The sequence below is a fragment of the Halobacillus sp. AWH4_228 genome (assembly GCF_056158365.1).
In genome coordinates this window covers 662389-674259 of record NZ_JBSWTE010000001.1, presented here as the reverse complement: position 1 = coordinate 674259, position 11871 = coordinate 662389, and the positions used below count along the sequence as shown (strand labels likewise).

Genomic DNA, 11871 nt, shown 5'->3' with positions numbered 1-11871 from the left:
CCGGAGGAACGTCCAAGTCTCCCAAGAAAAAACTCCATGCGGGTTCATGGACGTCCGTTTTTCCGGAGGAATGTTCTTTCATAATCGAAAATACGAACCTTCACTTAAGCAACCATAAAAGTTTTCGTATCTTGGCAGGGTCTCCATTACCTGTGCATGAACGGTTTTTGGACCATTTTAATAACTGTTAAGATCGTTTTCTGCTTATAATTCCGAACCGGACCATGCCGGCGGCGAGGAGCGTTCGGTGGTGACGCCTGCGGGAACAGCACGAGCCGAAGATCCACTTGGTCAAGTGGTTTCCTTGACCAAGTTAGCTGAGGCCGTGCCCGCGGCAAGCATCCACCGATAAGCGGAACGCTGTTTTCTCCACGACCTTACATCCACTTTTTCCAAAGTCAAACTTTGACTTTGCTGCTTTATGATTTTTTCTCTTCCTGGTTCTTCCTCTGGCCTTCGAGCTTTTCCTGAATTTTTTCGAATTCCTTGCTCGGAGGCATTAAGGAAACGATCACATCCCCATTTTCAGGACGGAACTCCATCCCCGGTGTAAAGAATTCAACTTTACCGGAGGTCCGTTTGGCGAATAGCAGCATCGCATGTTCATCCATATTCTTCCGATAATCTTCAAAAGAATATTGAGCCGTCAGGGTTGTTTTTCTGAACACATACCCATTTTCAACCCGGGCGTTCAGTTCTTCCCACGAAGCTCCTTCTTCAAACAGAACACGGCCTCCAATTGTATGAACAAGATCTTCCAAATTATCCCCTTCCTTATTGGAGAGGCTCAATTGGAAAGAGTTGTTCCGGCCAAATTCCGGCACGAATGTCGTACAGACCAGTGCATTGTAGGAATCCAGTTCTGTTGCCGCCACGAGGTATTCATAAGGCGTCATGTCGAGATAATATTCCGTCTGTTCAGAAAGGATCTCCCCGTGATAGGAGGCAATGCCTCTGGAACGCGCCCGTGACAGGCGCTGCCAGGAAGAGTCCGTAAGAAGTACCGGGATTTTCAAGTCTTCCAGCGTTTTTGCCAGGCCTGTTGTGAAGGCACTTCCTCCTGCAATCAACACCCCAGGCGGACCTTCCATAGACAAGCCCAGTTTTTTAGCGAGCCAGCCGATGGAAAATCCATGAGCCACAACTGTCGTAAAGACAAGGGCAAAGGTGAGGGAGATCAGTATGGATGCATCTTCATATCCACCTTCAAGAAGGATACTCGCAAAGTAACTGGCAACCGTAAGGGCCACAATTCCCCTTGGAGCAATCCAGCCTACGAGCAGTTTTTCTGATTTTGACAAATCGGTCCCGATTGTCGACAGGAAGATCGACAACGGACGAACGATAAATAACATCAGAAGGACAAAACCGATAATCCGGATATTAAAGATCTCCACCAGTGTATCCACCGTTAAGGAAGCTGTCAGCATGATAAAGATTGTTGAAATTAACAGCAGGGAGATATTTTCCTTAAAGTGCCTCATGTCCGCAATGGATGAAATATGCATGTTGGCAAGGGTCATCCCCATAGCTGTAACAGAGAGAAGACCTGTCTCATGCATGACTTCATCCGCTCCTGTAAAGCAGGCAATGACCACTGCGAATACGACAGGCGACTTTAGAAACTCCGGCACGTAGCCGGTTTCGAACATCCACCCTACGCCTTTTCCGCACAGCCAGCCAAGAAAGACTGCGAAAGCTGAAGCTAAAAAGAACATAAGCAGGGCCGATGGGTCATTGACAGTTAAAAACACAATGATTTCAAATGCGAAAACCGCAAGAAGCGCTCCGATCGGATCGACGATAATCCCTTCCCATTTAAGAATCTTGGCGGGTCTGGGTTTCAGTTTCGCCTGCCTGAGCAGCGGGAGGATTACGGTTGGTCCGGTTACAATAAATAAACCGCCGATCGTAAAGGCGACCGCCCAGGACAGCCCGGCAACATAATGGGCAGCAAAGGAACCGAGAATCCAGCTGAAGAATGCGCCGAACGTAACAATCCGGAACACCGGCCTCCCCAGTCCCCGAACTTCCTTAAAGTCAAGATTCAAACTGCCCTCAAACAAGATCACCGCAACAGCCAGGGAAATAATCGGTTTATAAAGATCCCCAAAGTCCTGTTCCGGATTCATTAAGTTAAATACAGGTCCAGCCAGCAGTCCGGCTATGGACATGACTACGATAGCCGGCAGACGGAAGCGCCATGCCACCCATTGAGAGCCGACGCCGAGAAAGCCAACCAGGGTCAATTGCAGTAACAGCGAATCGATCATGTAGTAGTCTCCTTATCTTCTATGTTTATCAACAGCCGTGATTGATGTATAGCCATATTCTATAACCCGGTTTTCCTTCTGTAAACTAACTTATCTTATCAGTTTTATAAAAATATCATGACATTCTTTCCCTGGTAATCTTAACCGTTTAAATTTTCAGACAAAAGGGTTGACATGGTATTCCCACCCTGATAACATTACTCCGGTGCTAATTGAAATTTCTTAAAATTTTTGATGGATCCCACGCCTATCGTCACTTCCAGACAAGCTGTGCTCATGTCTGGATAGGAGCGATTTTTTTTACGCAGAATATATAGACACCCTTGAGGAGGAAGCTGCTTTATGAGAGCCAGAGATACGCTGTTTATCGGATTTACACTATTTGCCTTATTTTTCGGCGCCGGCAATTTAATCTACCCTGTTACATTAGGAATTGAATCAGGAACGTCTTATACACCTGCTATTCTAGGGTTCGTCATAACGGGAGTCGGTATTCCCATCATCACAGTGGCTGCCATATCCCTTGTTCAAAACGGCGCGGTCCAGCTGGCCGGACGCGTGCACCCTCTGTTCGGAATTCTTTTTACTTCCATGGTGTATTTAGTGATCGGACCTTTCTTCGCCATACCAAGGGCAGCCAACGTTGCCTTTGAAACAGGCGTAGCGCCTTTTGTGAACGGAGAATCCCTGACGCTCTTCATCTTTACCATCGTCTTTTTCCTGCTCGTGTATTTATTGAGCCGCAACCCTTCCAAATTAGTGGATCGTATCGGTCAATTTTTAACACCTGCTCTGTTTCTGGCTATTGTCGCCCTTGTAATCGGCAGCTTCTTCGCCCTTGACGGTCCCATACAGCCGGCAGGTGAAAAGTATGCGGCCCAGCCATTCTTTACCGGCTTTGTGGAAGGGTACCTGACCATGGATGCCATCGCATCCCTTGCTTTCGGAATTCTTGTCGTATCATCATTCAGGGACCGCGGTGTTACAGAGCCCAGGCAGGTGACGCTCTCCACATTAAAAGCGGGGCTTGTCACAGCCGCCGGTCTGACTTCCGTTTATGTGGCTATCGGCTGGATTGGAGCTAAAATGGCGGTAGAAGGTACGTATGATAACGGAAGTGCGATCTTATCCGGGGCCGCCCAGATCATGTTTGGAGATACCGGTACCGTCCTTCTCGGTGTTATTGTCGGTTTGGCCTGTCTGACCACCTGTGTTGGACTGACCGTCGCCTGTGGACAGTTTTTCTCGAAGCGTGTCCGGAAGCTGTCGTATCATTCCGTCATTGTACTCGTGACCATCGTCAGTCTCGCTATTTCCAACATCGGGTTAAACCAGATCATTTCCTATTCTGTACCCGTCTTAGTGTTCGTCTACCCTATTACGATCGTCCTTGTTGGTCTGACATTCATGAGCCGGCTGTTCAACCACTCTTCCTATGTGTACCGTGGAGCCATCATTCTGACAGCTTTCATCGGGCTCTATGATGGACTGGCAGCATTCGGAGCCGATGTTTCCGCGATTACCCCGCTTATCAGCCGCCTTCCCTTTTATGAGCTGAACCTGAGCTGGTTGTTCCCGGCCATTATCGGTGGTCTTGCCGGCTGGCTGTATCAAACCTTCAAAGGGCAGACGAGAACGACAGAGAGTTACCAGAAATCTTAAGTATTAGAAAATCCCTCTTTCATGAAAGAGGGATTTTTTTTATTACTGATCAATGAGCGTGACGCTGACTTTCACGTCCAGGTTCTGTCCGCCCCCGCGATAAACCCCCTGCAGCGGGCTGACATCTGCATAGTCCCTCCCCGTACCGATACGGATATGCTGCTCAAGGGCTTCTACATTATTGGTCGGGTCAAGACCGACCCAGCCGATACCCGGAATCATGACTTCCACCCAGGCATGTGTAGCGGCATCTCCGACTAAGGCAGAGTCTTCCCCTACGTATAAATACCCACTTACGTAACGGGCGGGTATTCCCTGGGAACGGAGGACGCCAATCATAATATGGGCATAATCCTGGCAGACACCTGCACGAAACGGCCAGGACTCATACGCTTTCGTACTCACCTGGGTCGTACTTGTATCATAACGGAACGACTCGTGAATGTACTCCATCAACCGCAGGGAATACCGGACAGGGTCCTGCATCGGCCCAAGAATATCCTTGAATTCTTCAATCTGTTCTTTATATAAAAAAGTATAGGGCGTCTCATTAATATAAGCCAGGTAATGATTCCGGAACAATTCTGAATGGAAAATCGACTGCATCTCATCCGAACATTCAATCATACGGATGAATGGACTTTTTTGAATACTGACGGTGGAAATCGTTTTAAGAGTAAGGTGTTCATGTTTTTCCGGAATAAAAAATGTTTCCACATGGTTTCCCCATAAATCGATATGTTCCTTTGTCATGGAGGACGGCGTAATTTCCGTCCGGTAGGCAAGCAGACGCTGACATTCATCGGTTCTCGGTTTAAGCCGGATGTGATTCATGCTCTGGTCCACGAAATTATCATAATAGAAGGTATTGGTATGTTCGATTTGAAACTTCACTGGGTATTCCTCCTGATTGTTTTCTATTTCACCCGAACAGGTTCGATTAAGTAGTAGGTTTCCGAAAACATCCGGCTTAATGTCATACAGCGGTCCTGGAAGTGGTCAAGGAACTGCATCAGTTCTTCCATGCCCATATCTTCAATCGATGATTCTTCGATTTCATTTTGAATCACTTCCAGCATTTGAAACAGGTTTTCCGAGTAGTGTGAGACTTTCCCATCCTCCAAATTAGTCACAGCCTCAAGGACATGATCCATACAGTACTGAATCGAGCGCGGGAAATTCCGTTCCTTAATAAGGAAGCTCAACACATTTTTCGGCTCCATCGTCGGTGGATGTTCTTTAATATAGGCATCATACCCATTCAGAAAATGGAGAGCCGTCAGCCAGTGGTAATAATGATGAGTGCCCCCGTCGGTTTCCTTACGGTTTTTCTCACAGGTAACGTTCAGGATGCGCGCCATTTTTTCAGCCCGCTCCAGCCATTTTCCGATTTTGATGAATGAATAAGGCGTACCACGGCTCATGCTTGATTCAATCACTCCCTGGGAGGTCATGGATGTCTGGATCACCCGGTTTAAATACTGCTGGGTATGATCCCTGGTGTTCGGAAGCTCCTGCCAGTCTTTTTGATCGAGGTGGAACTGATTCAGCACTTCCCATAATTCTTCGGGAAGGATGTCCCTTGTCGCCCTTGCGTTTTCCCGGGCGTAATTCATCGTGTGCATCAGGGAATTGACGTTGAGCGGACTGATCGTCAAATACTGGATCATCGTTTCCCGATCCATCCGTTCATAAAAACTGTAGTAATCCGCTGTAGAAGCACAGACTTCCAGAATTTCCTCCCATTCCTTGTCCAGTGCATCTTTGCTGGAAGCCTCCAGCATATGGATCAGCTGTACTTTCAATACCCGGGCATTGTTCTCAGCCCTCTCGATATTTCTGGACATCCAATACAGCGAATCCGCTACCCGGCTAAGCATGTTGATCACCACTTTCTGAAAGAATCCATGTATCCTTGCCGCCTCCACCCTGGGAAGAGTTCACGACGAGCGATCCTTCCTTCAAGGCTACTCTGGAAAGTCCGCCTGGAAGGACGTTCATCTGCTCACCGCTCATGATAAAGACACGGAGGTCCACATGACAGGGATAGAAGCGTCCTTCCTGATACGCAGGAGCTCTGGATAATTTAATGGTCGGCTGGGCAATATACCGGCTCGGATTCTCCACGATCTTTTTCCTGAAGATTTCCTGTTCGCTTTCATCGGACTGTGGACCGATAAGCATATCGTATCCACCGGAAGCACCGACATTTTTAATCACCAGCTGGTCGATATTCTCCAGTACATAATCGAGACGCTCCGGATCACTGAGAAAATATGTTTCCACATTGGGAATGATCGGATCCTCATCGAGATAGAAGCGGATCATGTCCGGAACATACACATACATGGCCTTATCATCAGCCACGCCGTTGCCGATCCCGTTCAAAATCGACACATTCCCTTTCTTATACGCTCTCAATAATCCGCTCACACCGAGCATGGAGTCAGGACGAAAGGCTTCAGGATCGAGAAAATCGTCATCAATCCGGCGGTAGATGATATCCACTCTCTGCAGACCGCGGGTCGTTTTCATATACACCATATCATCCTTCACCACCAGGTCACGTCCTTCCACAAGCTCGATCCCCATCTGCTGGGCAAGAAAGACATGATCATAATACGCAGAATTATAGATGCCCGGGGTCAGCAGAACAGCTGTCGGTTTCTTCCCGGGCTCGGCATTCAACGGCACCTGTGTGATCAAGGACTGGTGAAGTTCAGATAATTGATGTTCCAGTGTCTCAATAGAATGCTGGTTGAACAATTCCGGATAGACCTGCCTCATGACATACCGGTTTTGAAAAACATAGGACATGCCTGATGGATTGCGCAGGTTATCCTCCAGCACCCGGTACTCTCCGTGCTCATCCCGGATCAGGTCCACCCCGGCAAGGAAGATATGATTGTTCAGCGGCACGCGCACCCCGCCGATCTGCTTATCATAATAGTACGGGTTGTTTTCAATCAGATCCCTCGGAATCACACCGGCTTCCACGATACGCTGTTCATGATAAATATCATCGAGAAAGTGGTTGAGCGCCGTCATCCGCTGCTTCATGCCTTTCTCGATCTTTTCCCAATCTCCGCGCGGGATAATAATCGGCACAAAGTCAAAGGGCATCGTTCGTTCCGTCCCTCCGGTATGACTGTAAACCGTAAAGGTGATCCCCTGCCTGAGAAAATTCAACTGAGCGGTTTCATGTTTATTCATCAGCTCTCGTTCATTAAATTGATGGACCAATTGATAAAACCATTGGTAATGACTTTTGGGCTGTCCATCTTCCTTCATCATTTCATCAAAGTAGACACCCGTTTTATAATTGGTTAACACGACCTCTCCTCCGTTTCCTATGTAATCACTATCCTTTACCCTAAGTTAACAAAGATTAGGCCGAAATTGTAAGAAAATTAGTACATTTAACAAAAAGCCCCAGAATTCCTCAAAATTCGAGGTTTCCTGGGGACACACTCTTATTTCATTGTAATGACGATTTTACCTTTGGCATGGTGACTTTCACTGATTTCATGAGCTTTACGAAGTCCTTCCTGGGAGAACGGCAGCTCATGGCCGATCACAGACTTCAATGTGCCTTCTTCCATCATCTTACCCAGCTTGGAGAGCTGTTCTCCGTTCGGTTCCAGCCAGACAAAACCAGTCTTGATGTTTTTCTCGGCCGCCTTCGTTTCATCAGGGGGCTGGACGATTGACGGAAGCTTCCCTCCTTCTTTCAGAACCTGAAAGCTTTTTTCCTGAATGTCTCCGCCAAGGGTGTCGACAACGATGTCAAAATCCTGCAGGACCTCAGAGAAATCCTCTTCTTTATAATCAATGAAGCGGTCCACTCCCAGCTTCTCTACCCATTCCCGGTTTTTGCCGCTCGCAGTGGCCGCAACATATGCTCCGAGATGTTTGGCAATTTGGACAGCGTAATGGCCCACTCCGCCTGATCCCGCATGGATAAGTACACGATCCCCTTCTTTAATATCCGAAAAGTCGACGAGGCACTGCCATGCTGTAAGACCGGCCAGAGGAACAGCGGCCGCTTCTTCGAAAGTCACTCCCTCAGGCAGCGGTGCCAGCAGATGTTCATCCACCGCTGTATACTGGGCATATGTTCCGAATCTTGTCGTATCCGGTCTTGCGAATACCCGGTCCCCCGGTGAAAAATCCTTCACATCCTCTCCTACTTCGGTAATGACCCCTGCGGCATCCCATCCAAGAATAATCGGAAATTCGAAAGGAACCGCATCTTTCAAGTACCCTTCACGCAATTTCCAATCAATCGGGTTAATGGAGGTCGCCCGGACATCCACGACCACCTGCTTGTTCTCAGGTACAGGGTTTGGAACTTCTTTCTCAACGAGCTGATCCCGACCTCCGTACTGTTCAATGATGACAGCTTTCATGATAAAACCGACTCCTTTTTTGAAGATTGATCCAGGTTAGTTTTCCCCTATATTTTCACGTGAAACATGGTAAGATGTGAGGAGAACGATTACATTAAAGGATGATTCACATGATGGAACAGGCCGAAAAAATTTTAATGCAGTATTACGGATATTCTTCCTTCCGGCCGGGACAGGAAGAAGCGATTGAACAGGTGATGAACGGGCAGAACACCCTCGCCGTCATGCCGACCGGGGGCGGAAAGTCGCTGTGCTATCAGATCCCGGGACTTGCGCTTGAAGGAACGGCTGTCGTCATATCGCCATTGATTTCGTTAATGAAAGATCAGGTCGATGCCCTGCTTTCCTACGGGGTGGCTGCCACCTACATAAACAGCTCCCTTACGGCAGAAGAGCAGCGGACACGACTGAGAGATATGGAAAAAGGGCGCTACTCCTTCATTTACGTCGCACCGGAACGATTTGAGACTCCTTCCTTTCTCTCCGCTGTAAGCAGGATCCCTCTTTCTCTAATTGCTTTCGATGAGGCCCATTGTATATCCCAGTGGGGACACGATTTCCGACCGAGCTACCGTTCCATCGTCCCGACGCTTAATAAAATTCCGAACCTCCCTGTACTCATGGCTTTGACAGCGACAGCCACCCAGGAAGTCGTGGCCGACATCAAACAGCTGATCCATGTCGAAAACGGTCATGTGATCAACACAGGGTTCGCAAGGGAAAACCTGGCTTTTCGTATCGTTAAAGGAAGAGATAAGCGTGAGTTTATTACAGAATACATGAGCCAGCTCCCCAATGAGTCCGGTATCATCTATACCGCCACCCGGAAAGAAGCCGACCAGCTGCACTATATTCTCGAGAAAAAGGGCTACGCAGCAGGCAGGTACCATGCCGGTATGACAGAGCATCAGCGGAAACAGGCACAGATGGATTTTGTACAGGACGAGACCAAAGTGATGGTGGCCACGAATGCGTTCGGGATGGGCATCGATAAATCCAACGTCCGCTATGTCATCCATTACGCTATGCCGATGAATATAGAATCCTATTATCAGGAAGCGGGACGTGCAGGAAGGGATGGCGAACCCGGTGACTGTATCCTTCTTTTTGCGAGTAAAGACATTAATCTGCAGAAGTTCCTGATCGACCAGTCGCCTTCTGAGGAAAAGAAGAAAGAAGAGTACGCCAAACTGCAGGCGATGACGAATTACTGCCACACCCATACGTGCCTGCAGAAGTATATTCTGGAGTACTTCAACGACCCTGTCCCCTATGAACGCTGCGGAAAGTGCTCCAACTGTACACATAATGGAGAAGTGGAAGACCGCACGAAAGAAGCCCAGATGGTGCTGTCCTGTGTGAAACGCATGGGAGGCGGATTCGGGGCAGGTCTGACAGCCAAAGTGCTGAAGGGCTCCCGCGACCAAAAGGTGAAGCAGTTCGGTTTTCACGAGCTTTCCACCTATGGGATCATGCCGAAAATTACGGAGAAGGAATTAACCCAGTTTATTCACTTCCTGACGGCCGAAGGTTATTTAACGGCCGGATCAGGGAAATACCCTTCCCTCCAGCTCACCTCAGAAGCAGCAGCTGTCCTCAAAGGGGATAAACCTGTAGAAATGCTCGTGGAAACTGCCGCCGTCCAACAGTCAGGTGAATATCATGTGCAGTATTTTGAAGAACTGCGGCACTTAAGGAAGCAGCTGGCTGATGAAGCCGGACTTCCGCCATACGTCATCTTTTCTGATGCCACCTTGAAAGAATTTTCCAATCACCTGCCCCGGACGAAAGAAGAGATGCTTCAGATGAAAGGGGTGGGAGAGCGGAAGTACGAGCAGTACGGCGAGACATTCCTGGAAGTGATCCGGCCGTGGTCCGAACAAACCGAATCAGCCCCAATCCCGTCACGCCGGCCGGAACCGAGAGATCCCTTTGATGACAGGCCCAGCCACATCGTAACGTTTGAGCTGTGGAAAAGCGGCAGTCACTCTATCCGGGACATTGCAGATCAGCGCGGCATGAGTCCGCAGACGATTGAAAACCACCTGTTCCGCTGTGTGCAGGAAGGAGAAGATATTTCGTGGGACTACTGGTTTGATGAAGAACAAGAGGAGCAGGTCCTTCAACATTATCACAAGCTCGAGGAGAAAAAGCTGAAGCCGTTGAAAGAAGAGCTTCCGGACACGTTTACGTATTCCATGATAAAAGCTGTATTAATCAAACACCGTTACCTGAACAGATAAAAGGAGGAATGGGATGATTACCCTGGATGATGTAAGAAAATGGGACGCAGATGATGAACTGAATGAATATAAATCGGAATTCTTTTTAAAAGAAGACAGCATTTACATGGACGGCAACTCTCTTGGACTGTTGTCCAGGCGTTCCGAATCTGCTCTGCAGCAATCTCTTAATGACTGGAAAGCGCACGGCATCGAAGGATGGACACAAGCTGACGAACCGTGGTACTACATGTCGGAAAAACTCGGACGGATGACGGCTCCTCTCCTTGGGGCTTCTCCGGAACAGGTCATCAACACAGGATCCATTACGACAAATCTCCATCAACTGCTTGCGACCTTTTACAATCCGGAAAAAGGGCGGACAAAAATTATCGGGGACGAACTAAACTTCCCCTCCGATATTTATGCTGTCAAAAGTCAGATGGCCCTGCACCACCTTGACCCTGAGAAGCATTTTATACAAATCGCCAGCGCTGATGGGTATACACTGAAAGAAGAGGACATTATCGCCCAGATGAAGGATGACGTAGCTCTTCTCCTGCTGCCTTCCGTTCTGTACAGAAGCGGGCAGCTTCTTGATATGAAAACCCTCACCCACGAGGCTCACAAGCATGGAATTCTTGTATTGTTTGATCTTGCCCATTCCATCGGCGCTGTTCCGCATCAGCTGGATGAATGGGAGGTGGATTTCGCTGTATGGTGTACGTACAAATACTTGAACAGCGGCCCCGGTGGTACAGGTGGATTGTACGTAAACCGCCGGCATCTCGGGACTCATCCCGGACTTGCCGGCTGGTTCAGTTCTGATAAAGACAAGCAGTTTGATATGGATCACGATCTGACTCCCTCTTCCAGTGCCGGTGCTTTCCAGATTGGAACCCCGCATATTTTAAGTTCTGCTCCGCTTCTCGGATCTCTGGAAATGTTTTTGGAAGCAGGCATCGAGGGAATCAGAAAGAAGTCACTGGCCCTCACCCAATTATTCATGGATTTAGTTCATCAGGAATTGAAAGGCCTCGGGTTCACCCTGGGTAACCCTGTGGAGAAGGAGCGCCGGGGCGGTCACGTCTGCCTCGTCCATGAAGAAGCGGCCAGTCTCTGTAAAGCACTGAAAAGCGAAGGGGTCATTCCCGATTATCGATCCCCGAATGTCATACGGCTCGCCCCTGTCGCTTTCTACACTTCCTACGAGGATGTGTTTAAGGTTGTCATGACCATCAAACAAATCGTACAGGAAGAAAAGCATAAATCATTTAAAAATGAGCGGGATATTATCGCTTAGGA

Annotated in this window: 8 protein-coding genes; 3 read left to right on the top strand and 5 right to left on the bottom strand. The window is 48.4% G+C overall.

Going from position 1 to position 11871, the window contains the following annotated elements; all coding sequences use genetic code 11:
• Positions 1-419 precede the first annotated feature (419 nt).
• Positions 420-2273 (bottom strand): cation:proton antiporter, encoded by a 1854-nt coding sequence (locus ACXADP_RS03355; protein WP_474970825.1) that lies wholly within the window; start codon positions 2271-2273, stop codon positions 420-422.
• Positions 2274-2615: 342 nt separating this feature from the next.
• Between ACXADP_RS03355 and brnQ the strand changes: the two genes are divergently transcribed.
• The gene (brnQ, locus tag ACXADP_RS03350) at positions 2616-3935 is read left to right on the top strand and encodes a branched-chain amino acid transport system II carrier protein (RefSeq protein WP_474969820.1); all 1320 of its coding nucleotides are present in this window, start codon (positions 2616-2618) and stop codon (positions 3933-3935) included.
• 42 nt (positions 3936-3977) lie between these two features.
• Here brnQ and ACXADP_RS03345 read toward each other — a convergent pair whose 3' ends face one another.
• The 4 genes from ACXADP_RS03345 to ACXADP_RS03330 form a co-directional block, all read right to left on the bottom strand.
• Positions 3978-4829, bottom strand: coding sequence for a transglutaminase family protein (locus ACXADP_RS03345; RefSeq protein WP_474969821.1), 852 nt, complete (start codon positions 4827-4829; stop codon positions 3978-3980).
• 23 nt (positions 4830-4852) lie between these two features.
• Positions 4853-5815 carry an alpha-E domain-containing protein gene (locus ACXADP_RS03340; RefSeq protein ID WP_474969822.1) on the bottom strand — a complete coding sequence of 321 codons (963 nt, stop codon included), beginning with the start codon at positions 5813-5815 and terminating at the stop codon, positions 4853-4855.
• Positions 5808-7268 carry a circularly permuted type 2 ATP-grasp protein gene (locus ACXADP_RS03335; protein WP_474970824.1) on the bottom strand — a complete coding sequence of 487 codons (1461 nt, stop codon included), beginning with the start codon at positions 7266-7268 and terminating at the stop codon, positions 5808-5810. The genes ACXADP_RS03340 and ACXADP_RS03335 overlap by 8 nt, the downstream gene beginning before the upstream one ends.
• A gap of 140 nt (positions 7269-7408) precedes the next feature.
• Complete coding sequence (locus tag ACXADP_RS03330; RefSeq protein WP_474970823.1) at positions 7409-8344, bottom strand: NADP-dependent oxidoreductase; 936 nt, start codon at positions 8342-8344, stop codon at positions 7409-7411.
• A gap of 110 nt (positions 8345-8454) precedes the next feature.
• Between ACXADP_RS03330 and recQ the strand changes: the two genes are divergently transcribed.
• Positions 8455-10587 carry a DNA helicase RecQ gene (gene recQ, locus ACXADP_RS03325; RefSeq protein ID WP_474969825.1) on the top strand — a complete coding sequence of 711 codons (2133 nt, stop codon included), beginning with the start codon at positions 8455-8457 and terminating at the stop codon, positions 10585-10587.
• A 13-nt stretch (positions 10588-10600) separates the two neighbouring features.
• Complete coding sequence (kynU, locus tag ACXADP_RS03320; protein ID WP_474970822.1) at positions 10601-11869, top strand: kynureninase; 1269 nt, start codon at positions 10601-10603, stop codon at positions 11867-11869.
• Positions 11870-11871: the final 2 nt, after the last annotated feature.

Excerpts from the sequence above, each read along its gene's own strand:
- ACXADP_RS03355 (WP_474970825.1), bottom strand. The coding sequence starts at position 2,273 with ATGATCGATTCGCTGTTACTGCAATTGACCCTGGTTGGCTTTCTCGGC.
- ACXADP_RS03340 (WP_474969822.1), bottom strand. The coding sequence starts at position 5,815 with ATGCTTAGCCGGGTAGCGGATTCGCTGTATTGGATGTCCAGAAATATC.
- recQ (WP_474969825.1), top strand. The coding sequence starts at position 8,455 with ATGATGGAACAGGCCGAAAAAATTTTAATGCAGTATTACGGATATTCT.
- ACXADP_RS03330 (WP_474970823.1), bottom strand. The coding sequence starts at position 8,344 with ATGAAAGCTGTCATCATTGAACAGTACGGAGGTCGGGATCAGCTCGTT.
- brnQ (WP_474969820.1), top strand. The coding sequence starts at position 2,616 with ATGAGAGCCAGAGATACGCTGTTTATCGGATTTACACTATTTGCCTTA.
- kynU (WP_474970822.1), top strand. The coding sequence starts at position 10,601 with ATGATTACCCTGGATGATGTAAGAAAATGGGACGCAGATGATGAACTG.